Source organism: Kitasatospora sp. NPDC004614 (assembly GCF_042873675.1).
In the GTDB taxonomy this organism is placed as follows: Bacteria; Actinomycetota; Actinomycetes; order Streptomycetales; family Streptomycetaceae; genus Kitasatospora.
Window position 1 is genome coordinate 1 of the sequence record NZ_JBIALR010000025.1, and the last position, 23,756, is coordinate 23,756.

The 23,756-nt window shown below is 73.2% G+C and carries 22 protein-coding genes; 10 read left to right on the forward strand and 12 right to left on the reverse strand.

The genetic code is table 11. The features are described 5' to 3' along the window. Nucleotides 1-129 precede the first annotated feature (129 nt). From mycP to ACFYST_RS32895, 3 genes are all read right to left on the reverse strand, one after another. A complete protein-coding gene (mycP, locus tag ACFYST_RS32885; protein WP_387867697.1) occupies nt 130-1,566 on the reverse strand; it encodes a type VII secretion-associated serine protease mycosin in 1,437 nt (478 codons plus the stop codon). A gap of 111 nt (nt 1,567-1,677) precedes the next feature. Beyond that, nucleotides 1,678-3,306, reverse strand: coding sequence for a WXG100 family type VII secretion target (locus tag ACFYST_RS32890; RefSeq protein WP_387867699.1), 1,629 nt, complete (start codon nt 3,304-3,306; stop codon nt 1,678-1,680). Between the two features lie 37 nt (nt 3,307-3,343). Continuing rightward, complete coding sequence (locus ACFYST_RS32895; RefSeq protein WP_387867701.1) at nt 3,344-3,862, reverse strand: hypothetical protein; 519 nt, start codon at nt 3,860-3,862, stop codon at nt 3,344-3,346. A gap of 186 nt (nt 3,863-4,048) precedes the next feature. On the opposite strand from ACFYST_RS32895, the gene ACFYST_RS32900 reads away from it, so the two are divergent. Next, nucleotides 4,049-5,173 carry a low temperature requirement protein A gene (locus ACFYST_RS32900; protein WP_387867703.1) on the forward strand — a complete coding sequence of 375 codons (1,125 nt, stop codon included), beginning with the start codon at nt 4,049-4,051 and terminating at the stop codon, nt 5,171-5,173. 87 nt (nt 5,174-5,260) lie between these two features. Continuing rightward, a complete protein-coding gene (locus ACFYST_RS32905; protein ID WP_387867705.1) occupies nt 5,261-5,971 on the forward strand; it encodes a uracil-DNA glycosylase in 711 nt (236 codons plus the stop codon). Between the two features lie 174 nt (nt 5,972-6,145). On the opposite strand, the gene ACFYST_RS32910 is transcribed toward ACFYST_RS32905, so the two are convergent. Next, nucleotides 6,146-6,781: a 3-oxoacid CoA-transferase subunit B gene (locus ACFYST_RS32910; RefSeq protein WP_387867707.1), complete on the reverse strand. Its 636-nt coding sequence runs from the start codon at nt 6,779-6,781 to the stop codon at nt 6,146-6,148. Then, a complete protein-coding gene (locus tag ACFYST_RS32915; RefSeq protein ID WP_387867709.1) occupies nt 6,781-7,548 on the reverse strand; it encodes a CoA transferase subunit A in 768 nt (255 codons plus the stop codon). Before ACFYST_RS32915 ends, ACFYST_RS32910 begins: the two co-directional genes overlap by 1 nt. A gap of 263 nt (nt 7,549-7,811) precedes the next feature. Between ACFYST_RS32915 and ACFYST_RS32920 the strand changes: the two genes are divergently transcribed. Genes ACFYST_RS32920 through ACFYST_RS32945 form a run of 6 tightly spaced genes read left to right on the forward strand, consistent with a single transcriptional unit; the run spans nt 7,812 to nt 13,325 of the window. After that, complete coding sequence (locus tag ACFYST_RS32920) at nt 7,812-9,050, forward strand: substrate-binding domain-containing protein (protein ID WP_387647379.1); 1,239 nt, start codon at nt 7,812-7,814, stop codon at nt 9,048-9,050. A 7-nt stretch (nt 9,051-9,057) separates the two neighbouring features. Then, nucleotides 9,058-9,816 carry an ABC transporter ATP-binding protein gene (locus ACFYST_RS32925; RefSeq protein WP_387647377.1) on the forward strand — a complete coding sequence of 253 codons (759 nt, stop codon included), beginning with the start codon at nt 9,058-9,060 and terminating at the stop codon, nt 9,814-9,816. Next, on the forward strand, nt 9,813-10,544 hold the full coding sequence (locus ACFYST_RS32930; protein ID WP_387867711.1) for an ABC transporter ATP-binding protein: 732 nt from the start codon (nt 9,813-9,815) through the stop codon (nt 10,542-10,544). The genes ACFYST_RS32925 and ACFYST_RS32930 overlap by 4 nt, the downstream gene beginning before the upstream one ends. Further along, on the forward strand, nt 10,544-11,410 hold the full coding sequence (locus ACFYST_RS32935; protein ID WP_387647371.1) for a branched-chain amino acid ABC transporter permease: 867 nt from the start codon (nt 10,544-10,546) through the stop codon (nt 11,408-11,410). The genes ACFYST_RS32930 and ACFYST_RS32935 overlap by 1 nt, the downstream gene beginning before the upstream one ends. Further along, nucleotides 11,407-12,480 carry a branched-chain amino acid ABC transporter permease gene (locus tag ACFYST_RS32940; protein WP_387647369.1) on the forward strand — a complete coding sequence of 358 codons (1,074 nt, stop codon included), beginning with the start codon at nt 11,407-11,409 and terminating at the stop codon, nt 12,478-12,480. The genes ACFYST_RS32935 and ACFYST_RS32940 overlap by 4 nt, the downstream gene beginning before the upstream one ends. Next, nucleotides 12,477-13,325, forward strand: a complete 849-nt coding sequence (locus tag ACFYST_RS32945; protein WP_387867714.1) for an alpha/beta hydrolase — start codon at nt 12,477-12,479, stop codon at nt 13,323-13,325. Before ACFYST_RS32940 ends, ACFYST_RS32945 begins: the two co-directional genes overlap by 4 nt. A 67-nt stretch (nt 13,326-13,392) precedes the next feature. Here ACFYST_RS32945 and ACFYST_RS32950 read toward each other — a convergent pair whose 3' ends face one another. The 4 genes from ACFYST_RS32950 to ACFYST_RS32965 form a co-directional block, all read right to left on the reverse strand. Next, a complete protein-coding gene (locus tag ACFYST_RS32950; protein ID WP_387867715.1) occupies nt 13,393-14,121 on the reverse strand; it encodes a choice-of-anchor P family protein in 729 nt (242 codons plus the stop codon). Between the two features lie 131 nt (nt 14,122-14,252). Further along, nucleotides 14,253-15,584: a glycosyltransferase gene (locus ACFYST_RS32955; protein ID WP_387867717.1), complete on the reverse strand. Its 1,332-nt coding sequence runs from the start codon at nt 15,582-15,584 to the stop codon at nt 14,253-14,255. Then, nucleotides 15,581-16,162: an archaeosortase/exosortase family protein gene (locus ACFYST_RS32960; RefSeq protein WP_387867719.1), complete on the reverse strand. Its 582-nt coding sequence runs from the start codon at nt 16,160-16,162 to the stop codon at nt 15,581-15,583. The genes ACFYST_RS32955 and ACFYST_RS32960 overlap by 4 nt, the downstream gene beginning before the upstream one ends. Nucleotides 16,163-16,228: 66 nt before the next feature. Beyond that, a complete protein-coding gene (locus tag ACFYST_RS32965) occupies nt 16,229-16,444 on the reverse strand; it encodes a hypothetical protein (RefSeq protein ID WP_387647356.1) in 216 nt (71 codons plus the stop codon). A 311-nt stretch (nt 16,445-16,755) separates the two neighbouring features. Between ACFYST_RS32965 and wecB the strand changes: the two genes are divergently transcribed. Next, nucleotides 16,756-17,985: a non-hydrolyzing UDP-N-acetylglucosamine 2-epimerase gene (gene wecB / locus ACFYST_RS32970; protein WP_387867721.1), complete on the forward strand. Its 1,230-nt coding sequence runs from the start codon at nt 16,756-16,758 to the stop codon at nt 17,983-17,985. Here the strand turns inward: wecB and ACFYST_RS32975 are convergent. Then, a complete protein-coding gene (locus ACFYST_RS32975) occupies nt 17,901-19,163 on the reverse strand; it encodes a hypothetical protein (RefSeq protein WP_387647350.1) in 1,263 nt (420 codons plus the stop codon). The two genes, wecB and ACFYST_RS32975, sit on opposite strands and share 85 nt — an antisense overlap. A gap of 228 nt (nt 19,164-19,391) precedes the next feature. Continuing rightward, nucleotides 19,392-20,009 carry a DedA family protein gene (locus tag ACFYST_RS32980; protein ID WP_387867723.1) on the reverse strand — a complete coding sequence of 206 codons (618 nt, stop codon included), beginning with the start codon at nt 20,007-20,009 and terminating at the stop codon, nt 19,392-19,394. A 410-nt stretch (nt 20,010-20,419) separates the two neighbouring features. Here ACFYST_RS32980 and ACFYST_RS32985 point away from each other — a divergent pair, with 410 nt between their 5' ends. Then, nucleotides 20,420-21,505, forward strand: coding sequence for an LLM class flavin-dependent oxidoreductase (locus ACFYST_RS32985; RefSeq protein WP_387647346.1), 1,086 nt, complete (start codon nt 20,420-20,422; stop codon nt 21,503-21,505). Nucleotides 21,506-21,508: 3 nt separating this feature from the next. Here the strand turns inward: ACFYST_RS32985 and ACFYST_RS32990 are convergent, their stop codons facing one another. Continuing rightward, entirely contained in the window at nt 21,509-23,410 is a 1,902-nt protein-coding gene (locus ACFYST_RS32990; RefSeq protein ID WP_387867725.1) for a putative bifunctional diguanylate cyclase/phosphodiesterase, read from the reverse strand. Nucleotides 23,411-23,756 lie beyond the last annotated feature (346 nt).

Sequence of the window (23,756 nt, forward strand, 5' to 3'; positions counted from 1 at the left end):
GCCAACAGCAGGCCCGGACCAGCCACTACAAGAGACGAGGCCACAGCCCAAGAGCCGAAGCCTCGCCAGGATAAGCACCGTTGCAGTACTAGTGCGCCCCGCCGGCCGACCACAGGGGCGGCCTTCCCCTCAGCCCGCGTACGGGTTCCCGCCCCCGGGCGGGGGCTGCTGGCCGTAGGGCGGTTGCTGACCGTACGGGGGTTGCTGGCCGTACGGCTGCTGACCGTACGTCTGCTGCGGGGCCTGGCCGTACGGCGGCTGCGGCTGGCCCGGGAGCGGCATGGGCGGCACCGGGGGCACCGGGCCTGCGGCGGAGGTCCGGCGGTTGCGCATGAGGATCGCCGCCGCCACGAGCAGCAGCACCACGCCGGCCACACCGCCGCCGATCAGCAGCGGCATGTTGTCCGACTTCGAGGACGTGTCCGCGGTGGCGGACGGCTGTGACGACGCCGAGTCCTGATCCTGCGAGGAGTCGGCGGGCACACTCGCGGTGCCGCTCGGCTTCGCCGCGCCGCCCGACTTGCCCGGCGCGGGCGAGGACCCGGCTGCGGCGGCCAGCGGGCTGACGTTCGGCGGGCCCGGGTCGCCGGGGGTGGTCAGCGCGACCCGCGGGCGGACGATGCCGTAGCCGAGGTAGTCGCTGCGCTGCTGGGGGTTGCTGGCGGTGTTGATCAGGACGCGCAGCACTTGGTTGCCCGTCCAGTCGGGGTGCGCCGACCAGATCAGCGCGGCGGAGGCGGAGGCGAGGGCGGTGGCGTCGGACGTGCCGTTTCCCTTGCAGTAGCCGGTGGGTCCGGTGCACGCGCCGTAGATGTCCACGCCCGGCGCAGCGAGCGCCACCTGCGGGCCGTGCTGCGACAGCGCTGCGACCTTCCCGTCCTGGTCGGTGGCGCCCACACCGACCACGCCGCTCATCGAAGAGGGGTACTCCAAACGGTTGTCGGTGTTGCCGGTGTTGCCGACTGCGGCGAACAACAGGACGCCCTGGGACACCGCATGGTCGACCGCAGCCCGGAGCTTGTCGACGTCGGCGGGTAGCAGCGAGACCGTCGCGAAGCCCAACGACATGTTGACGATCTTTGCGTTGTGGTCGACGGCGTAGGTGATGGCCCGGGAGACCTCGTCCATGGTTTGGCTCGGGCTGGTTCCGTTGTTCAGGTCGACCTTGATGGGGAGGATCTTCGCCCCGGGGGCGAGACCGTACGCCCCCTTGCCGCCCAGGCTCTTGCCAGAGCCGGCGATGGTGCTGGACATCTCGGTTCCGTGGCCGTCACTGGGGGAGAGCTCGTTGCCGGACTGGGCGCTGAGGTTCGTGCCGGCCACCAACTGCCCGGCCAGGTCGGGTGTGTCGCCCTTCACCCCGGAGTCGATCACGGCCACGGTGATCCCGGATCCGGTGCTGGTCCGCCACATTTCGTCGGCGTGCATCGCGTCCAGATGCCACTGCTGTGCGCGGATCGAGTCCACCGCGAGCGCGGGTCCCATCGACCACCCCCACAGGACACCGGTGACCGCCACCGCTGCGGCGAGCCGCCGCCCCCGTCCTGCCCTGCCCGTTCGCCGCATCACAAACTCCTTCGCGCGCCGACCTGTTCGGCGAGTGGCTTGCCCCCGACCGCACGATGCTGCCCGGCCGCAGGAGCGGTATTCCCCTGCGGCCGGGCAGCCAGTGCGGACCTACTCGATCACATTCGGGTTGACCGGACCCATGCCGGACGTCCAGGTGTCCTCGTCCTCGGTCAGGTAGTCGGGACGCTTGCCCTGCGGCTTGCCCTTGCGGTTCGCACCGCCGTGGCCGCCGCCGAACCCGCCCTGACCGGCCCGCCCGTCGGCGCCCCGCTCGGCTCGGCCGCGCAGCCCGGTGCCGCCCGGCGTCACGTCGCGGCCCGAGGTCGACCCGCGCTGTCCACCGACGGTGCCGCCGCCCCGGCTGACCAGCCCGCCGCCGCGTGCGCCGCCGGCACCGCCCTTGGCGCCGCCGGCCCCCATGCCGCCACCGCTGTGCGGCATGCCGCCCATGCCCGAGGTGCCCGCGCGCCCCGCCTGGCCGGCCTGGCCCGCGCCGCCGGACGTCGTGGTGGTGCCACCGGCCCGGCCGCCCGTACCTGGGGCGCCGCCGCCGCCGGTCCGGCCGGTGCCGGTCGCTCCGCCACCGCCCAGGCCGCCACCGATCGGGCCACCGCCGATTGGGCCGCCCGGGTAACCGCCGCCGCGTCCGCCGCCGGAGGAACCACCGCCCACGTCGCCGAGGCCGCCCCCGCCGATGCCGCCGCCACCGCCGCCATGGCCCGGACCCGTCGGGCCCGGGGGCGTCGGAGCGGGGGGCGGCGTGTGGTCAAGACCGGTTCCGGGATCCTTGATCGGAGGCCAGGGAGTCGGAGTCGGCGGGTTCGGGGGTACCGGGACCGGCGGGTGCGGTGGGTTCGGAGTCGGTGGCTGCGGGGGATGCGGGGGACCCGGGATCGGCGGCTGCGGAGGATTCGGGGGGCCCGGAGTCGGTGGCTGCGGCGGACGCGGGGCAGGCGGCGGTGCCACCCTGGGCGGGTGCGGAAGAGTGCTGCCGCCACCGGGGTTCCGGCCGGTGCTGCCGCCGCCTCCGTCGATCGGGACGTCCACCGAACCGTCACCATGTTCACCGCCGCCCCCGGGCAGCGGCGGAAACACCGGCGGCTGCACCGAGTTGAGCTGCATGGTCGACTGCTGGTACGCCTGCGCCAGCTTGTTCATCTGCTGGACGGCCTCGTTGTGCGCCTGGTTCACCCGCTGCTGCGCGGCCTTGGCCTCGTCGGGCGTGACCCAGTCGGAGTCGACCGCGTCGGCGATCTTGCCGGCCGCCCAGCTGCCGATCCCCGCGCCGACGCCCGGAATCATGCCGCCCAGGATGGCGCCGCCGGTGCTGACGGCGTCGTTGGGCTGGTCGTCGTAGCGGCTGACGGTCTGCATGTCGGCGTGCGGTACGGCCGGCATACCCGACTTGACGGTGGCGAGCGTCTCGCCGGCGGAGGCCATGTACTCGCCGGCGTTCCGCGAGTAACTCGCCAGGTCCATGGTGGACTTGGAGACCTGGCTGCCCCAGTTCTTGAAGCTGTCGGCCGCGGCGCCCTCCCAGTCGAGGCCGCTCATGTGCGCGTGCAGCTCTTCGCTGACCTCGTCCATCTTGTTCGCGGCGGCCAGCAGCCGCTGGGCCACCTGCATGACGGCGATCGGGTCCGTGTGCTGGACCATGGCCACCAGTTGCTCGTGGCTGGCGCCGTCGATCTCGCCGCCGTCGTCGTGGATCTCGCGGATGAAGCGTCCCTGCATCATTTTTCGAATCCCCCGTTCTCCGTCGCCGGAGACGTCGTCAGTACGCGCCCTGCTGGGTGCCGGTGGGCGGGGCCGGCGGGCGGTAGGCGGTCCTCGGGTCGACAGCGCTGGTGGCCGGGGCCGGCATCGCGCTGAACCGGGCCTCCTGCTGGGCGTCCGCGTCGCTGTAGGTGCCGGCTGCCCTGCCGATGCTCGCGCTCATCGCCGCGATCTGGGCGGCGAGGTTCTGGGAGAGCCGTTCCAGGTTGCCGTGCACGGTGTTGTAGGCGGTCATCAGGTCGCCGGCCTGTCCGAAGTTCTGGCCGAGCTGGCCGGCCGTCAGCGTCTGCTGGGAGACCTTGCCGTGGCTCGCGTCGGAGCCGTCGAGTTCGCGCAGGATCTGGTCGACCTTGTTCTTGAAGGTCTGCAGGTTCTCGACCTCGACCTTGACCGCCCCGCTGCCGACCTGGCCCGCCAGCGCCTGCGAGGCGGCGACCATGGCCCCCGTCACCACTGACGTGACGTTCGCGACCGTGTCGTACACAAACCCTGATATTCCGCTGCCGACGTCGCTCATCGCCGATCCCCCTCCCCCTGAGCGGACCCACCCCCGTGGTGGTCCGCCCGTGGCACTGACCGCCTTTCAAGATAGCGGTACGAACGGACGGTCCGTCAGGGGCCGGAGGTAAAAGGCGCCCGGTAGCCTGTGCCGGTCGTTCGCCGGTGGGTGGCGTCAAGGGGCTTGGGGTGTGGGGGAGTTCGGATGGGGGAGAAGCGCGTCACCTGGGCGGAGCTGTACTTCGACCTGGTGTTCGTGTTCGCGGTGACGCAGGTGTCGGGGCTGCTGCACCACCACCACGACTGGGCGGGCTGCGGGCGGGCCCTGGTGGCGTTCGTGCCGGTGTACTGGTGCTGGGTGGGCACCACGGTGCAGGCCAACATCCGGGACGTGGACAACCCGCGGGACCGGATCGGGATCTTCGCGGTGGGCCTGGCCGGGCTGTTCCTGGCGCTCGCCCTGCCGGGGGCGTTCGGCGAACGCGGTGTGCTGTTCGGCGGCGCGTACTGGGCGGCCCGGCTGGTGCTGGTCGGGCTGCTGTTCCGCCGGGTGCGGCGGATCTGGATCGGCCCGTACGGGGTGGGCGCGTTCTTCAGCGGGCCGCTGCTGGTGGTCGGCGGCCTGTTGCCGTCCCCCGCACGGGAGTTGCTGTGGGCGGTGGCCGCGACGGCGGACCTCTCGGCGCCGCTGCTGTTCCGCCGGCGGCTGGCGAAGGTCGAGTACCACCCGGGCCACCTGCCGGAGCGCTTCGGCCTGTTCCTGCTGGTGGCGCTCGGCGAATCGATCGTCGGGATCGGCGCCCCGGTGGCCGGCGCCCCGCTGCACGCGGGCCAACTGGCCTCGGTGGCAGTGGCGTTCGTGATCTCCTGCGCGCTGTGGTGGCAGTACTTCGGGTACGCCGCCGACGCGATGCGGCACGCCATGGAGATCGCGAGTTCGCGCCGCGACGTGCTGCGGCGGGTGTTCTCGTACGGGCACCTGGCGCTGATCGCCGGGGTGATCACCGTCGCGGTCGGCTTCGCCGAGACGGTGGCCCGGCCCGGGGCGGCGCTCGGCGGCGGCGCGCTCGGGCTGCTGTACGGCGGCAGCGCGCTGTACCTGCTGGCCTTCAACTACACCCGGTGGATGATGTTCCGGAAGTTCTCGCCGACCCGGCTGGCGGCCGGCCTGCTGGTCGCCGCGCTGCTGGCACTGCTGCTGCTCACCCCGCTGCACCGGCTGCCGGCGCTGGCCGTGCTGGGCCTGCTGGCGGCGGTGCTGGTCGGCCTGAGCGGCTGGGAGTCGCTCCGGGTACGGAGGGCGGAGCGGGCTGTCGGCGCGACTGTGTAGCGTTCTTCGCAGCGGGTCCGGCACGGGCCCGGGAACGTTTTCGAGCGAGTGCGGCCGCCGTGCGGCGCGGCCGGTGGGAGGTACAACGTGACGGAGCTGGCCGAGGCGTCCGTGGGCGGCACGCTGGAGGTGCCGGAGTCCTGGCGCGCGGTGCTCGCCGAGGAGACCGGCAAGCCGTACTTCGCGCAGTTGTCGGAGTTCCTGGCGGCCGAGCGGGCCGAGCACGAGGTGTTCCCGCCCGCCGGGCAGGAGTTCTCCGCGCTTGCCGCCACGGCGTACCAGGATGTCAAGGTGCTGCTGCTCGGCCAGGACCCGTACCACGACAACGGGCAGGCGCACGGCATGAGCTTCTCGGTGCTGCCGGGCGTGAAGACGCCGCCCTCGCTGCGCAACATCTACAAGGAGCTGAACACCGACCTCGGCCTGCCGGTGCCCGACAACGGCTACCTGAAGCCGTGGGCCGAGCAGGGCGTGCTGCTGCTGAACGCGGTGCTCACCGTGCGTGCGCACGAGGCCAACTCGCACAAGAACAAGGGCTGGGAGAAGTTCACCGACGCCGTGATCAGCGCGGTGAGCGCCCGCGAGGAGCCGTGCGTGTTCGTGCTCTGGGGCGGCTACGCGAAGAAGAAGCTGTCGCTGATCGACACCGACCGGCACGTGGTCGTGCAGAGCGGGCACCCGTCGCCGCTGTCGCAGAAGACGTTCCTCGGCACGAAGCCGTTCTCGCAGATCAACGCCGCGCTGGAGAGCTTCGGGCAGAAGGCGATCGACTGGCAGATCCCGAACGTCGGGAAGTAACACCAGGGGCCCGGGGAACGGCGGGGCCGAGCTGCTGATGGTCGGGGGCCCGGGGAAGGTCGTGCTGCGTCGGGTCAAAGACGGAGACCAGAAACGACGGAACGCCCCGAGCCCTGCGACCCCACCGCCACGAACCCCCGCCGTTCCCCGGGCCCCTGTCGGTTCACCACCTGCCTACAGAATCGGGGGTTCCGTCGCGGCACGCAGTTGTTCGAGGCTCACGCCGTCCGCGAGTTCGACCAGGCGGAGGCCGTCCCGGGTGACGTCGAGGACGGCGAGGTCGGTGACGATGCGGTGGACGACGGCGCGGCCGGTCGCGGGGAGGGTGAGCTCGTTGACGATCTTCGGGGTGCCGTCCTTCGCGGTGTGCTCCATCACCACGATCAGGCGGCGGGCCCCGTGGACCAGGTCCATCGCGCCGCCCATGCCCTTGACCATCTTGCCGGGGATCATCCAGTTGGCGAGGTCGCCGCTCGCGGAGACCTGCATCGCGCCGAGCACCGAGACGTCGATCCGGCCGGAGCGCACCATGCCGAAGGAGAACGCCGAGTCGAAGTAGGCCGCACCGGGGTTGACGGTGACGGTCTCCTTGCCGGCGTTGATCAGGTCGGGGTGGACGTCGGCGTCGGCGGGGTAGGGGCCGACGCCGAGGATGCCGTTCTCGGAGTGCAGGACGACGTGCACGCCGGCGGGCAGGTGGTTGGGGATCAGGGTGGGCAGGCCGATGCCGAGGTTGACGTACTGGCCGTCGCGCAGTTCGCGGGCGGCCCGGGCGGCGAGCGCGTCGCGCGGGTCGAGCTGGGTGGTCATCAGGACTCCTGAGGGGCGACGGCGCTGACGGTGCGGCGCTCGATCCGGCGGTCGGTCGGGTCGGCGGCGACCACCCGGTCGACGTACACGCCGGGGAGGTGGACGGCGTCCGGCGGGATCTCGCCGGGTTCGACGATCCGGTCGGCCTCGACGACGGTGATCCGGCCCGCGGTGGCGCACAGCGGGTTGAAGTTGCGGGCGGCCGCGTGGAAGACGCAGTTGCCGTGCCGGTCGGCGATCTCGGCGCGGACCAGGGCGAAGTCCGCGACGATGGCCTCTTCCAGCAGGTAGCGGCGTCCGCCGAACTCGCGGACCTCCTTCGGCGGGGAGGCCACCGCGACGGCGCCGCCGCCCGGCGCGTACCGCCAGGGCAGGCCGCCCTCCTCGACCTGGGTGCCGGCGCCGGCGGGGGTGTAGAACGCGGGGATGCCGGCGCCGCCGGCCCGCAGTCGTTCCGCCAGGGTGCCCTGCGGGGTCAGTTCGACCTCGAGTTCGCCGTTCAGGTACTGGCGGGCGAATTCCTTGTTCTCGCCGACGTAGCTGGAGGTCATCCGGGCGATCCGGCCCGCGCCCAGCAGCAGGCCGAGGCCCCAGTCGTCCACGCCGCAGTTGTTGGACACCACCCGCAACCCGGTGGTGCCGGCGTCGACGAGCGCGCCGATCAGGGTGGACGGGATGCCGCACAGGCCGAAGCCGCCGACCGCGAGCACCGCGCCGTCGGGAATGTCCCCTACCGCGCGGGCGGGGGAGTCCAGGACCTTGTCCAAAGGGGCCACCTTCTCGAAGGGTGAGGGCTGACTGCGGCCACCACACTCGCCGCAGGCCCCGGCGCTTTCCATGGCGGACGGCGCCATGGAGCGGGGCGGATCCATGTGTCCGCCGCACACCCCGCGGCAGGCGGCACCGCAACATGTGGCGAACCCATACAGAAGGGGCTGTCGATGCGTGTTCCCGTCACATGTCGTCTTCCGGGCGACCCCCCTACGGTTCCCGCATCCCACCAGCACAGGTACGTCAGGAGCTCCCCACCATGTCAGTCACGGACGCCACCCCCAGACGACCCGTCCGCAAGCTCGCCGCGCTGGCCGCCTGCGTGCTGCTCGCGTCCGCTTGCGCCAAGGCCGGTACGGCGGGCACCTCGGCGGAGGCGGGCGGGGGCGACAAGAGCCCGGTCAAGGTCGGCCTGGTGTACTCCAAGACCGGCCCGCTGGCGGCCTACGGCAAGCAGTACCTGGAGGGCTTCAAGGCCGGTCTGTCGTACGCCACCAAGGGCACCAACGCGGTGGACGGCCGCCCGGTGGAGATCGCCGAGCAGGACGACGCCGGTGACCCGGCGAAGGCGGTCTCCGCCGCCAAGGACCTGATCGGCAAGAACTACAAGATCCTCGCGGGCTCCACCGCCTCCGGCGTGGCCCTGCAGGTCGGCCCGATCGCGGCGCAGAACAAGGTGCTGTTCATCAGCGGCCCGGCCGCCGCCGACAAGGTCACCGGCCTGAACAAGTACACCTTCCGCTCCGGCCGCCAGTCCTACCAGGACATCAGGGCCGCCGCGTCGTTCATCGGCGACGCCAAGGGCAAGAAGGTCACCGTGCTGGCGCAGGACAACGCCTTCGGCCAGGCCAACGTGGCCGCCGTCAAGGAGGTCCTCGGCGGCGAGGGCGCCACCGTGGAAGCCGTGCTGGCCCCGCCGTCCGCGACCGACCTGACGCCGTTCGCCACCCAGGCCAAGGGCGCCAAGCCCGACCTGCTGTTCGTCGCCTGGGCCGGCGAGACCGCCTCCGCGCTGTGGACCTCGCTCAACCAGCAGGACGTGTTCTCCTCGACCAAGGTCGTCACCGGCCTCGACGTGGCCGCCTCCTACCCGCTGTTCGGCCCGGCCGCCGAGAAGATCGACTTCCTGAACCACTACTTCTCCGGCGCGGCCGGCGGCACCGACGCCGAGCTGGCGATGAACGACTTCGTCACCAAGAACGGCTCCAAGTCCGACCTGTTCACCCCGGACGGCTTCACCGCCGCGCAGATGGTGGTGCACGCGCTGGAGACCAACAAGGGCTCCGACGCGGACACCGACGCGCTGGTGAAGGCCCTGGAGGGCTGGAGCTTCGACGGCGTCAAGGGCAAGCTCACCGTCCGCGCCGAGGACCACGCGCTGCTCCAGCCGATGTTCCAGGTCAAGCTGACCGGCACCGGCGCCGCCGCCAAGCCCAACGCGGAGAAGATCCTGCCCGCCGACCTGGTCGCCCCGCCGGTCGCCAAGATGGCGGGCTGAGAAGCACATGAGCACTCCCGCCCCGGTTCTGCGGCTGGACGGCCTCGGCTGGTCCGTCCGCGGCGTCCCGATCGTCCAGGACGTCACCCTCGACGTCGCCGAAGGCGAGTTCGTCGCCTTCATCGGCCCGAACGGGGCGGGCAAGACCTCCCTGTTCAACCTGATCTCCGGGATCTACCCGGCCAGCCACGGCACCCTCCACCTGGACGGCGCCGACATCACCGCCCTGCCGGTCCCCGCCCGGGCCCGGCGGGGCCTCGGCCGGACCTTCCAGACCTCCTCGCTGTGGCCCGGCCTGACCGTCGCCGACCACGTCCGCCTGGCCGCCCAGGCGGCGGCCGGCCCGTCCGCGTCGTACCGGATCTGGCGCCGCGCCGAGCGCTACCGCCAGCAGGTCGAGGAGACCCTGGAGCGCACCGGCCTCGCCGACCAGGCCGACGACCTGGCCGGCTCCCTCTCGCACGGCGGCAAGCGGAAGCTGGAGCTCGCCGTGCTGCTGGTGGGCGACCCCCGGCTGATCCTGCTCGACGAGCCGATGGCCGGGGTGAGCGCCGAGGAGGTGCCCGCCCTGGTCGAGCTGATCCGCTCGGTCCACCAGGACCACGGCCGCACCGTCCTGATGGTCGAACACCACATGGACGTGCTGCTGGGCCTGGCCGACCGGCTCGCCGTGATGCACCACGGCACCCTGCTCGCACTCGACACCCCCGAAGCCGTGATGGCCGACGAAACCGTCCAGGGGGCCTACCTCGGGGAGGCGCTGTGACGACCCTGCTCGCCGTCCGCGGCCTCAAGGTGGTGATCGACGGACTGCACATCCTGCACGGGGTGGACCTGGACGTCGCCGCCACCGGAGTCACCGCCCTGCTCGGCCGCAACGGCGCCGGCAAGACCACCACCGTCAAAGCGGTCATGGGACTCGTCCCGCGCACCGGTTCGCTGGTCTTCGACGGCACCGACATCGGTCGGCTGCCCACCCACCTGGTGGTCCGCCAGGGCATCGGCTACGCCCCCGAGGACCGCGGCATCTTCGCGGGCCTCAGCGTCGCCGAGAACCTGCGCCTGGCGGAACGGGACTCGACTCCCGCCTACGACCTGGTCTTCGAGCTGTTCCCCGAGCTGAAGCAGCGCCACAAGCAGGCCGCCGGAACCCTGTCGGGCGGCCAGCAGCAGATGGTCGCGATCGCCCGCACGCTGCTCAACGGCAACCGGCTGATCATCGCCGACGAGCCCACCAAGGGCCTCGCCCCGAAGATCGTCACCGAGGTCGCCGACGTGCTCGCCCGGGCCGCCGAGACCGTCCCCGTGCTGCTGGTCGAACAGAACCTGGCCCTGGTCCGCCGGGTGGCCGGCCACTGCGCCGTCCTCGCCGACGGCCGCACCGCCCACCAGGGCGACGCCGGCGAACTGCTCGCCGACGAGGACGCCGCCCGCCGCCTGCTCGGCGTCGGCAGCCACCGTCCCGCCGCTCCTGATCCCGAGGTGTCTGCCTGATGAACACCGTCGTCCTGCTCGCCTGCACCGGACTCGGGCTCGGCGCGCTGTACTTCCTGGTCGCCTCCGGCCTCTCGCTGATCTTCGGCCTGATGGACGTCCTGAACTTCGCCCACGGCGCGCTGCTGTCCGTCGGCGCGTACGCCGCCTGGTGGGCCGCCACCGACGGCGGACTCGGGTTCTGGCTGGCCGTCCCGTTCGGCACCGCGGTCGGCACCGCCGCCTCGGTGCTGCTCGAACTCGCCCTGATCCGGCCGCTGTACTCCCGGCCGCGCGACCAGATCCTCGCCACCGTCGGCGTCGGACTCGCCCTGCCCGCCCTGATCATGGGCATCTGGGGCGCCGACGCCCGGCCGTTCCCGCAGCCCGAGGCGCTGTCCGGCACGGTGAACCTGCTGGGCGCGACCGTGCCCGTCAACCGCTTCGTGCTGATGGCCGCCGCGCTGATCGTGCTGGTGCTGCTGCGGCTGTTCCTCGCCAAGACCCGCTACGGCCTGATCGTCCGGGCCGGCGTCGAGGACCGGGCCATGGTCACCGCCCTCGGCATCGACGTCCGCAAGGCGTTCACCCTGGTCTTCGCCATCGGCGGCGCCGCCGCCTCGCTCGGCGGGGCACTGGCCGGCCTGTACTTCGGCTCGATCAACCCCGGCCAGGGCACCGGCCTGCTGATCTTCGCCTTCGTGGTCGTGGTGATGGGCGGCATGGGCTCCGTCACCGGCGCGGCCGTCGCCTCGGTCGGCGTCGGACTCGTCCAGCAGTTCGCCAACTACTACACCGCCGCGGGCCTCGGCGACCTCTCCGTCGTCGTCCTGCTCGCCGTGCTGCTGCTCGTCAAGCCGCGCGGACTCACCGGGAGACTCGCATGACCACCCACCTCAAGCGCTGGTGGCCGCTCGCCCTGCTGATCGTCCTGGTGATCGCGCCGTACAGCACCCTGCCGCTGCCCGGCCTGCTGGACGGACCGCTCGGCAGCCCCGGCAGCCTCCAACTGATCGCGCTCTGCCTGGTCTACGGCGGCCTTGCCACCGGCTACGACCTGCTGCTCGGCCGCACCGGCCTGCTCTCCTTCGGCCACGCCCTGTACTTCGCCACCGGCCTGTACGCCACCGACCTGGCGATGCTGGAGTTCGGCCTCGGTTTCGTGCCGGCCGCGGTGTTCGGCATCGCCTGCTCGATCGCCCTGGCGCTGCTGCTCGGCTCGGTGTCGCTGAAGGTCACCGGCATCGGCTTCTCCATGGTCACGCTGGCCTTCGCCCAGGCTGGGGCGATCCTGGTGCAGCGCAACCCCGGCGGCCTCACCGGCGGCGAGGAGGGCCGCTCCGCGCCCGCCGAGCACCTGCCCGACGCGCTGATCGGCATCCAGAACACCGCCAACCTGTACTGGATCGCGGTGCTCTACCTGGTCGTCACGCTCGCCGTGGTGCACTGGACGGTCTCCTCGCCGACCGGCCGGGTCTGGGCCGGCATCCGCGAGAACGAACGCCGGGTCGAGGTGCTGGGCCTGCGCCCGTACGGCTTCAAGCTGGTCGCGTTCACCGTGGCCGGCGGCCTGGCCGGCGCCGGCGGCGTGGTCTACCTGCTGCTCACCGGCGGCGCCACCCCGCAGGCCGCGAGCTCGGACGCGACGCTGGCGCTGCTGGTGATGGTGGTGCTCGGCGGCTCCGGCACCCGGTGGGGGCCGCTGCTCGGCGGCGTGCTCTACACCTGGGCGGCGCACCGGCTCGGCGACCTCGCCAACTCCGCGTCCATCGCCGAACTCCCGTCCGTGCTGCGGGTTCCGCTCTCCCAGCCGCTGTTCCTGCTCGGTACGCTCTTCGTCGCCGTGGTCTACCTGCTGCCCGGCGGTCTGGCCAAGCTGCCCGCCCGGCTGCGGGCGGGCCGCGCCGCCAAGGCCGCCAAGGTGTCCGTCACCGCCGTACCGGAAGGCGCCGCATGACCCTCCCTCAGCACCTCACCGTCCCCGTCGAAGGCGGCGACCTCGCCGTCCTGCACTGGCCGGCCGCCGACCCCGGCGCGCCCGTGGTGGTCGCCGTGCACGGCATCACGGCCAACGCGCTGGCCTGGGCCGGCCTGGCCCGCCTGCTCGCGGGCCGGGTCTCGCTGTACGCCCCCGACCTGCGCGGCCGGGCCGCCAGCCGCGAGCTGCCGGGCCCGTGGGGCCTCGGCCGGCACGCGGAGGACGTCGCCGCGCTGATCCGCCACCTGGACGCCGGCCCCGTCCGGCTGGTCGGCCACTCGATGGGTGCCTGGGTGTCGGCCGTCGCCGCCGCCCGCCACCCCGAGCTGCTCGCCGACCTGGTCCTGGTCGACGGCGCGGTGTCCTTCCCGCTGCCCGACGGCGTCCGCGAGGAGGACGCGCTGGCCGCGGTGCTCGGCCCGGCGCTGGCCCGGCTGTCGATGACCTTCGAGAGCCGCGAGGCCTACCGCGCGTTCTGGCAGGCGCACCCCGCGTTCGCCGACTGGAACGAGGAGCTGGACGCCTACACCCAGCGCGACCTGGTCGGCGAGGCCCCCGCCCTGGTCTCCTCCTGCGTCCACGAGGCGATCACCACCGACGGCACCCAGGTCCTGCTCGACGCGGAGGCCGCCGGCGCGATCCACCGCCTGACCGTCCCGACCCGCTTCCTGTACGCCGAGCGAGGCCTGCTGAACGAGCCCCAGGCGCTCTACGACGAGGGCCGGCTGACGGCGGCGAAGGTCACCGTCCCGACCGAGCTGGTCGCCGACACCAGCCACTACTCGATCATCTGGGCCGACCGGCTGGCCGAACTGCTGGTCTGAGCGCGGACGTGCCGGTGCCCTCTCTCTCCGCGCTCGGAGGGAGAGGGCACCGGCATGTCGGGCCCGGTCAGGCGCGGCGCCGCAGGTACATGGTGCCGAAGACGGCCGCGGCGGCCAGCGAGCCACCGATCAGCCCGACCTGGGTGTTGATCATCGGGACGGTCGCGGCCGCCGGCGCGCCGCCGCACTCGACGTGGCCGACGATCACGTTGGCGCCACCGAGGGCGGGCAGCAGGGTGAGGTGCACGGCGTTGACGGTGATCACCCCGTTGGCGTCGGTGGACTGCTCGTTGAGAATCACGTCGCCGAGGCCGGGGACGGTGAGGCTGGTGTTCTTCGGGGCGTTCGCCTGCAAGGTGGTCGGGACGCCCAGGACGGTGACCGTGCCGCTCGCGATGACACCGTTGCCGGTGGCGCTACCGGGGTCCGCGTCGCAGGTGGAGCTGACGCCGGTCAGCTCACCGGTCAGGGCCGGGCCGAGGGTGAGGCTCAGCTGGTCGACGGTGGCGGAGGCGGACGAGGTGCCGGTCGTCGCGTCACCCGCGGTGGTGGCGGTGAGCGTGGCGTTGGTCGCGAACGGACCGACGCTGAGGCCCACCAGGGTCTTGGTGCCGCCCGGCGGGAAGGTGGACAGCGGTTGCGGCGGGACGGCCACGTTGTTGTTCAGCGCGTCGGCCGAGACCACGTACGCCAGTGCCTCGGGGGAGGTGAGCGCGGCGAACGCGGGTGCGGCGGAGCAGAACAGGCCGGCTGCGAGTGCTGCGCCGGCCAGGACGCGGGTGCGGGTGGTGGTCACGAGCGGACCGCCTTTCTGGTGGTGGATGTGCCAGTGGCTGCCGATCAATTCCCTGATAAGGCACGGGAGTTATGCGAAAGTCGGAAAATCCGATCGAATGGAGCAGTCGATCCAAGTGGTCTGATGGAGCGTCAATGCACGCCCGTCCGGGCGGTCTTGTGCCAGCTCCGCTCCCCGCGCACCAGCCGCCAGAACGCGCGCACCGCGACCAGGTACGTCCCGACCGCGTAGACCGCCAGCGCCAGCCCGTAGGCCAGCGCCGAGCCCCGGCCGATGTCCCGCTCGCAGTGCCGCCGGTACAGCGGGCCCCAGACGGCGAACTCGGTGACACCGATCAGCAGGTACAGGCCGATCAGCAGCGCGCCGCCGTGGGTGAGGAAGTCCACGGTGAACTCCGGGTAGGCCCAGGCGTGGTAGCCGAAGACCCCGATCGGCAGCAGGTAGGCGAACAGCCCGATCACCTGCAGCCAGGGCTGCGCCATGAAGTAACCGACCTCCAGGAAGCCGAGCGCGCTGAACTGCCGGGAGCTCCAGATCCGCGGCAGGTAGCGGGCGCACTGCATTGAGCCCTGCGCCCAGCGCACCCGCTGGGTGAGCAGCTGACGGACGCTCCACAGCGCCTCCTGCTCGACCCAGGCGGTGGTGGTGTAGCCGTTGCGGCGGCCGGACAGCATCATCCGCAGGCCCAGTTCGAAGTCCTCCAACAGGGCCTTCCCCCAGGGGTTTCCGGTCTCGGCGGCGACCGCTCGCAGCGCGCTGAGGCGGTTGGCCTGCCCGTTGCCGCCGACGTTGACGGTGCCGGTGCGGCGCCGGGTGATCTGCATGGCGGAGATCGGCCCGCGGAACTCCAGGTCCTGGAGCCGGGCCAGCAGCCGGGCGCGGGCGTTGGCGGCCCGGCTCCGGCCGGGCAGCGGCGCGGCCACCGCCCGGTTGGACATCCGGACCTCCACCTGGACGGCGCCGATCGCCGGGTCGCCGAACGAGGCCGGCCCGGCCAGCACGTGCAGCAGGTTCGGCGAGGGGCGGCCGTCCGCGTCCACCACGGTCAGCACCACCCGGTCCGGGTCGGTGCCGGGCGGCAGCCAGCTCTCCAGCGCGTGGTACGCGGCGTTCAGCGCGTCGCCCTTGCCGGTGCGGGCGTCCGGCAGCCGGCGCCGCACCAGGTGGACGGGCAGCCCCGCGGTGGCGAGGGCGAGGACCACCTCCGCGGTGCGGTCCGTCGAGTGGTCGTCCACCACCCAGAGCCGGGCGGTGGGGAAGCGCCGGTGCAGGTGGTCGAGGGTGAGGCCGATCACCGCGTCCTCGTCGCGGCACGGGATCACGAAGTGCCACTGGTAGCCGGACGGGTCGCCGGGGGCGTCCGGCCGGGCGCGCAGGAAACCGGTGACGATCACCCCGACGTAGCCGAGGAAGCCGACGCCGAGGATGAAGGACAGGCAGACGGAGAGGTCGAGCAGGCTCACGGGGCGACGTCCTCGGCGGAGTGGGAGCCGCGGGCGACCACGGCGAGACAGAGCAGCAGGGCCGCCAGTGCGGCGAGCATCATCAGCAGCGAGCCGAACAGGACGTGCGTCCACTCGAAGCCGGCGCTGCCGTAGCGGTGCTGCATGGCGACGATCAGGGTGAGCCGGCCCAGGTTGGTGCCGGCGATCAGCGTGACGGCCAGTGCCAGGGCCAGCAGCAGCCGGCCGGGGCGGCGGTGGCCGAACGCCAGCAGCAGGCCGAGGACCAGCGCGAACGGGGCGATCAGCAGGGCGCTGCTGCACCCGGTGGTCAGCGCGATGCCGCGCTCGAAATGGTCCGGCCCGCCCGCGTACAGCACCGGTGCGCTCGGACTCGGCAGCAGCAGGGTGCGCAGGCCCAGCAGGTGGGTCGTCAGCTGGGAGACGGCGGTCAACTCCAGGTTGCGGTACATGTGTTCGCCGCCGACCAGCAGTCCGGCCAGGGCGAGGGAGAGCGGGCCGCACACCGTGCCGAGGCGGCCGGGGCGGGGGCGGGCGGCCGGCCGGGCCGGCGGCCGGGAGAGTGCGGTGGCAGGCATGGGCGGCTCCACGCGAGGGGCGGACGGGCCGGACCCGGCGGCCGTGCCGCCCGGGTCCGGCGGCGGTCAGGGGCGGCGGCGCCGGGCTTCGGGGCGCTGGGCGTCCGAGTGCTCGGATCCGGGGCCGGCGGCCAGCCGGCCGCGCCGCACCAGCAGCACCCCGACCAGCAGCAGGCCGGTGGCCGCGGCGGCGGCCAGGCCGAGCCCGGGCGAGCCGGTGGAGGCCAGCACCCCGCCGCCGGCCGCGACCGGCGGGATTCCGCCCACGTGAGGTCCGTACACGGTCGTCTCCTCTCGTCTCGGCCCGGTGGCTTCCGGGCCGGAGCCAAAGGTGACTGCCGGGCTGATCATCAGATCGCCGTGACGCGCAGGTCGGCGGGAAGTCCACTCGGACGCCCCACGCCCCGGCCGGGCGCGATCGACCGTCGGTGCCACCGCGGCCGAGAGCCCGGCCGTTGCGCCGGGCGGGTGGTCCTGCGGCGCGGCCGATCGGCAAGGGCGCGGCGCGTGGCGCTCATCGACGCGGCCTCAAGACCATGTGAGACGCCATTCGGAAGCCCCAGCCCGGAGTCCCGCCCCACCCATGGAGCACCATGACCTCCCGCGACCTCGCCCTGGTCCTCGGAACCCGGCCGGAAATCGTCAAACTCGCCGCCCTCGCCCGGCTGTTGGGCCCCCGCACCCGCCTGGTGTGGACCGGGCAGCACTGGGACCCGGCCCTCACCACCGCCTTCTTCACCGGCTACGGCCTGCCCGCCCCGCACCACCGGCTGGACGGCGTCGGCGGCGAACCGCGCGGGCAGCAGATCGGCCGGATGATCGGCGAACTCAGCCGGCACTTCGCCGAACACCCGCCCGCCGCCGCGATCGTCCAGGGCGACACCAACACCGCCGCCGCCGGGGCGCTCGCCGCGCACTGCGCGGGCGTCCCCGTGGTGCACGTCGAAGCGGGCCTGCGGTCCTTCGACGCCGCCATGCCCGAGGAGGCCAACCGGCGGGTCATCGCCCCGCTCGCCGACCTGCACTGCGCGCCCACCCGGACCGCCGCCGACCACCTGCTGCGCGAAGGCATCGACCCGCGGCGGATCCTGGTCACCGGCAACACCGTGGTCGAGGCCACCCTCGCCACCCTGCCCGACGACCTCGCCGCCCGCGCCGTCCTGGCCCGGCACGGCGTCACGCCCGAGAACTACCTGCTGGCCACCGTCCACCGGCCCGAGAACACCGACGACCCGGAGCGGCTCGCCCGGCTGCTGGGCCAACTCGGCGGCCTCGAACTGCCGGTGCTGCTGCCGCTGCACCCCCGTACCCGGGCGGCCGCCGCGTCCGCCGGGCTGCTCGCCGCCGGCGGGGATCTGCGCCCGATCGAGCCGCTCGGCCACGCCGCGTTCCTGGCGCTGGCCCGGCACTGCCGGCTGCTGGTCTCCGACTCCGGCGGCGTCCAGGAGGAGTGCACGGTGCTCAAGCGCCCTCTGGTGGTGGTCCGCAACTCCACCGAACGTCCGGAGGCGGTGCGGGCCGGGTTCGCCCGGCTGGCCCGCCCCGGGCCCGAACTCGACGCCGCGCTGCGCGAGTTGCTCGCCGACCCGGGCCTCGCGGCGCGGCTCGCCGAGGTGCCCTCCCCGTACGGCGACGGCCGGGCGTCCGAGACGATCGCCACCGCCGTCCGGGACCGCTACCCGCAGCACGCGCCCCGGCCGCGCGGTGCGGCGGCCGGGGCGGGCGGGGCGGTGGACCGTCAGGCGGTGCCGAGGAAGGTCTGCCAGCCGCCGGCCGGGGCCTGGCCGACGCCCAGGGTGCGCAGCTTGCGCAGCGTGGACTGATCCTGGACCTCCATCCACTCGACCAGCTGCTTGAACGAGACCAGGCGGACGTCCGGCTTGCCGGCGATCTGCTTCATGGTCTCCTCGACGGCGTCCATGTAGATGCCGCCGTTCCACTGCTCGAAGTGGTTGCCGACGAAGAACGGCGCGCGGTTGGTGCTGTAGGCGCGGTTGAAGCCCGCCAGGTAGGAGTCCCGGGCCTGGTCGCGCCACTCGCCGTACTTGGCCGGGTCGCCCTTGGTCGAGCCGGCGGACTGGTTGGCGAGGATGTTGTAGTCCATCGACAGCACCTGGAAGTTGTGCCCGGGGAACGGGATGCCCTGCAGCGGGAAGTCCCAGATCTTGCCGTCCTGCACCTTCTGCGGCCAGATCTGCTGCCCGCCGGGCGAGCTGGCGTCGTACTTCCAGCCGAGCTTGGCGGCGGTCGGCAACAGCGCCTTCTGGCCCTCCAGGCACGGGGTGCGGGCGCCGATCAGTTCCTTCTTGTAGTCGAAGGGCAGCGGGTCGACGTCGGTGAAGCCGGTGTTGGTCTTCCACTGGGTGACGAAGGAGACCGCCTGCTCGATCTCGCTCTCCCAGTCCTCCGGCGTCCACTTGTTGACGCCGTTGCCGTCCGAGCGGGTCGAGCAGAAGTGCCCGTTGAAGTGGGTGCCGATCTCGTGGCCGGCCAGCCAGGCCTGGCTGATCAGCTTCAGCGTGTTGCGGACGGCGTTCTCGGACAGGAACGGGATGTCGGAGGCGCCCTGCGAGTGCTTCGGCGGGTGGTACAGCGAGGCCTTCTCCTTCGGCAGCGTGTAGATGCCGGAGAGGAAGAACGTCATGGTCGCCTTGTGTTCCTCGGCGAGCTTGAGGAACCGGGTGAACTGGCCGTCGTCGGTGGCGCCCGCGCCGTCCCAGGAGAACACCACGAACTGCGGCGGGGCCTCGCCGGGCTTCAGCTTCTCCCACTTGGGCTGGTTGGGCTGCGGGCCGGTGTCGGCGTTGGAGCCGTCGCCTATCGGGGTGCCCTTGGTGCCGGACTGGCCGGGCGCGGGCTTGCCGGTGCCGCCCGAGCCGGTGCCCGCGTCCGACCCCGGGCGGCCGGTCGCACCGCCTCCGCTGGAACAGGCCGCGACGGCTCCCAGGGCCGCGGTGGCTGCCGTGGCGGACAGCACTGTCCTGCGCGAGATGGTGCTCATGGTCTCCCCTGCCGCAGTGGGCCCGGCCAGAAGGGATCCGGAGGCCTGCCGCGGCTTCGGATGGTCAACTTCTGGCAAACTCGGACAATTTGACGGTTTCGCCACCCAAGGATGGCATGCCCGGGACGGACGGTCCAAGCCGCCCATCCTCAACCAGTCATCACGCGGACCGGGTCCGCCCGGCTCCCGCCAGGGCCCGCCTGTTGCCGTCCTGGGACAAAACCCCTGCTAGACGAGTTCGCCCTCGACCAGCACGGCCAGCCGGCGGCGTCGGCGGACCAGTTGGACCACCAGGCTGCTGACCGCCGTCGCCGCCAGGCTGGAGATCACCAGGCTCAGCCACTCGGTGTCGAACCAGTGCAGGTTCAGCCAGCCGAGGCTGACGATGTACGCCGCCCACACCACCGCGGAAACCGCCGACCAGCGCAGGAACGTCCAGGGCCGGTTCGGGGAGTGACCGACCGCCAGGTCCAGCACCGTCCGTCCGGCCGGGACGAAGCGCGCCACGATGACGATCGCCGCCGCCGTCCGGCTGGTGGTGCGGCCGGTCAGGGCCCGCTGCACCCGGGCCACGTTGGCGGCCAGCCGGGGCCGGCGCTCCAGGCGACGGTTCACCGCGGGTGCGCCGCGCCGGGCCAGGTTGAGCAGCAGCAGGTCGCCGAGGAAGGACGCCACGGCCACGCCGGCGGCCAGCGGCAGCGGCGAGCCGCCCATCTGGCCGGTCTTCAGCACGGCCAGGATCACCAGCGTCCCGCTGGGCAGGAACGGCAGGAAGGCGTCGCCGAGTACCGCGAGCAGCGCGATGGCGCAGTACCACGCCGGTGCGATGGCGGCATTGGCGTCCAAGGTTCTCTCCCTCCAGCCCGCCCGGGGGAGAGGCAGCTGCAACGAGGGTCAACGCTAGCGCGGACACCTTTCATCACCTGAAGCACCCCTGTGTGGGATGTCGCACACGTGTCCGGGAACGCTGAGAGCCCCCGGCGGGGTGCCGCTGCGGGGGCTCGGGAAGGACCGGCGGTGCTGGTCGAGCCCGCCGATCCGTACGGTGCGCGGAGCCGGTAGGTCGTCCGCGACGGCACCAGCCTGCCGCATCCCCGGGCCCCGGCTCGACCGTTCCCCCTGGCGACTTCCCGCGCTGGCGCGAACTCGCCAGCCGACACATTCGCGGCGGGCGGCGGGAACAGCCGGGCCGGCCGGCGGGTTGTGCTCCGACGAACGCCCGGGCGCCCGGCCGGGGCACCAGGAGGACGCACCGCATGAGCAGCGCACCGGAGCCGACCGAACAGCACCCCGGCGAGGACGACCGGATCCGCGGCCGGGCGGCCGGCACCGCCCCCGCCCCGCTCTCCATCCTGGACCTCGCCACCGTCGGCACCGGCCACACCGCCGCCGAGGCGCTCGCCGCCACCACCGAACTCGCCCGCAGCGCCGAACGCTGGGGCTACCACCGGTTCTGGGTCGCCGAACACCACGGCATGCCCGGCGTCGCCTCCTCGGTGCCCGCCGTGCTGCTCGCCCACCTCGGCGCGCACACCAGCACCCTGCGGCTCGGCTCCGGCGGCGTGATGCTCCCCAACCACGCCCCGCTCTCCATCGCCGAACAGTTCGGCCTGCTGGAGGCCCTGCACCCCGGCCGGATCGACCTCGGCCTCGGCCGCGCCCCCGGCACCGACCAGGCCACCGCCCGCGCCCTGCGCCGCGGCCTGGCCGACGGCGCCGAGGACTTCCCCCGCCAACTCGCCGAACTCACCCACTTCCTGGACGGCGACTTCCCCGACGGCCACCCCTACGCCCGGCTGGAGGCGGTGCCGCGCTCGGCCTCCCGCCCGCCCATCTGGCTGCTCGGCTCGTCCGGCTTCTCCGCGCAGCTCTCCGCCCGGCTCGGCCTGCCGTTCGCGTTCGCGCACCACTTCAGCGCCGCCAACACGGTGCCCGCGCTCGACCTGTACCGGGACACCTTCCGCCCGTCCGCGGTGCTGGCCGAGCCGTACGCGCTGATCGGGGTCAGCGCCGTCGCCGCCGAGAGCACCGAGCGGGCGCTGTGGCTGGCCCGCTCGGCCGGCCTCGGCATGCTGCGGCTGCGCCAGGGCCGGCCCGGGCCGATCCCCACCCCCGAGGAGGCCGCCGCGCACCCGTACACCCTGGCCGAGGAGGACTTCCTCGACTCCTGGCTGGCCAACGTGGTGCTCGGCACCCCGGCGGAGGTCGCCGAGGGCCTGGAGGCGCTGCGCCGCCGCACCGGGGCGGACGAGCTGATGGTGACCTCGCACATCCACGGCCACCAGAACCGGCTGACGTCCTACGGGATGATCGCCGAGGCGTACGGACTCACGAAGCCCTGACGGCTACCGGCGCGGGCACTGCCGCAGTATCTCGGCGATCCGGTCGGGCGCGCCCGGGCGGGCGAAGTACCAGCCCTGAGCGGTGTCGCAGCCGGTCTGCCGCAGGCGTTCGGCCTGCGCGGCGTGCTCGATGCCCTCGGCGGTGACGGTCAGGCCCAGCGCGTGCGCCAACTGCACGACGGCGCCGACGATCTGCTCGTCGGCGGCGCGCCGTCGCCCGCCGTCGCCGGACGGGCTCTCCCGGAACGCCTCGATGAACGTGCCGTCGAGCTTCAGCGCGTGCACCGGCAGCCGGGACAGGTAGGCGAGGTTGGAGTAGCCGGTGCCGAAGTCGTCGATGGCGATCCGCACGCCCATCTCGGCGAGCGCCTGCAAGGCCTGCAGGGGGCGCCCGCTCGGGCCGAGGATCGCGCTCTCGGTGATCTCCAGTTGCAGCAGCCGGGCGGGCAGCCCGGTGCGCTCCAGTACCTCGGCGACGTCGGCGACCACGTCGGAGTCCCAGATCTGGCGGGCGGCCAGGTTGACCGAGACGAAGGTCTCCGCGTCCGGGAACTCGGCCAGCCAGCGGCGGGCCTGCCGGCAGGACTCCTCCAGCACCCACTTGCCGAGCGGCACGATCGCCCCGGACTCCTCGGCGAGCGGGATGAAACGGTCCGGCGACAGCAGCCCGTAGCGCGGGTGGCGCCAGCGCACCAGCGACTCCGCGCCGTGCACCGCGCCGTCCGTCAGACCCACCAGCGGCTGGTACTCGACGATGAACTCGCCGCGCTCCACGGCCGGGCGAAGCGCCGTCGCCAGCAGGTGCCTGGTCAGCTGGTCGGCGCCGCGGTCGCGGTCGTACAGCGTCCAGCGGGCGCGGCCGTCGGCCTTCGACCAGTACAGGGTGGAGTCGGCGTCGCGGATCAGGTCGGTCGGGGTGGAACCGCGCACCGGGCGCTCCACCACGCCGATCGAGGCCGTCACCGTCAGCCGGTGGCCGGCCACCTCGAAGGGCCGCTCCAGGGCGTTCATCAGCCCCGCCGCCAGGTGGGTGAGCTGCTGGTCGCCGCCGCTGTCGGTGACCAGCACGGCGAACTCGTCGCCGCCGAGGCGGGCCACCAACTGGCCCTCGCCGTCGGCGAATCCGTGCTCCAGCCGGGCGGCGACGGCGACCAGCAGCTGGTCGCCGATGTGGTGGCCGAGGGTCTCGTTGATGGCGGCGAACCCGTCCAGGTCGATGTAGCACAGCCCGATCCGGTGCTCGTCCTTCCGGACGGCCGGCCCGGCCTGACCGTCCGGCTTGAACGCCGCTTCCAGCCGCTCGTAGAACAGCGCCCGGTTGGGCAGCCTGGTCAGCGGGTCGTGCAGTGCCTGATAGGCCAGCCGGTCGCCGAGCTGCCGCTGCTCGGTGATGTCCTCGACCATGACCAGCGTGTAGTACGGGCGGCCGGCGCCGTCGCGGATCAGCGAGACGGTGACGCGGCCCCAGACCTCTTGCCCGCCGAGGTGCTTGAGGCGCTTCTCGGTGCGCATCCGGTCGCGCTCGCCGCGCACCAGCTCGCGGTAGCGCTGCCGGGACGGGTCCTCGGGTTCGATGATCCGGTGGATGTGCATGCCGGGCAGCTCGGAGGTCTCCCGGCCGAGCATCGCCGCGAACGCCGGGTTGCCCTCGATCACCAGGTCGTCGGTGTCGATCAGCGCCATGCCGATGCCGGCGTCCGAGAACGCGGCGCGGAAGCGGGACTCGCTGGCGCGCAGCGCGTCCGCCAGGTGCACCGCGTCGGCGCTCAGCGAACTGCCGCAGGCGGTGCAGATCTGGGGCGGGCCGTCGGCCACCCCCGGGGAGTGCGCACCGCCCTGCGGGCGCGGCGCTTCGGGCCACCCACCCCGATGGTGTGCGTCGGCCCCGACGTTCCGGCCCGGCACGGCACGCTCCCGTCCGCTGCTGCCACTGACTCACCGCCCACACCCACGCGGGCGGAGACCGGCCCGCGGCCCCGCTCCGCTCGGCGGACCCCGGCCGGTGACCGGGGAGCTGTCGGCGGCCTCGGCCACGTCCGCCGATCATAGGCCGCCGGTGTAACTGTGCGCGACCGGCGGCGGGTCGATTCGGGCGAATTGCCCGCAGATGTGCCTCGACATTACGTGCGAGACCCCCGGCGGGGCCCCGGTACCGGGGCCGCCGGGGGGGGTGGGCCCCCCGCCCCCCCCCGCTCGGGCGGGCGGGGGAGGGGAGGGGGGGGGGGTCGTGGGGCGGGCCGGGCGGGCGGCG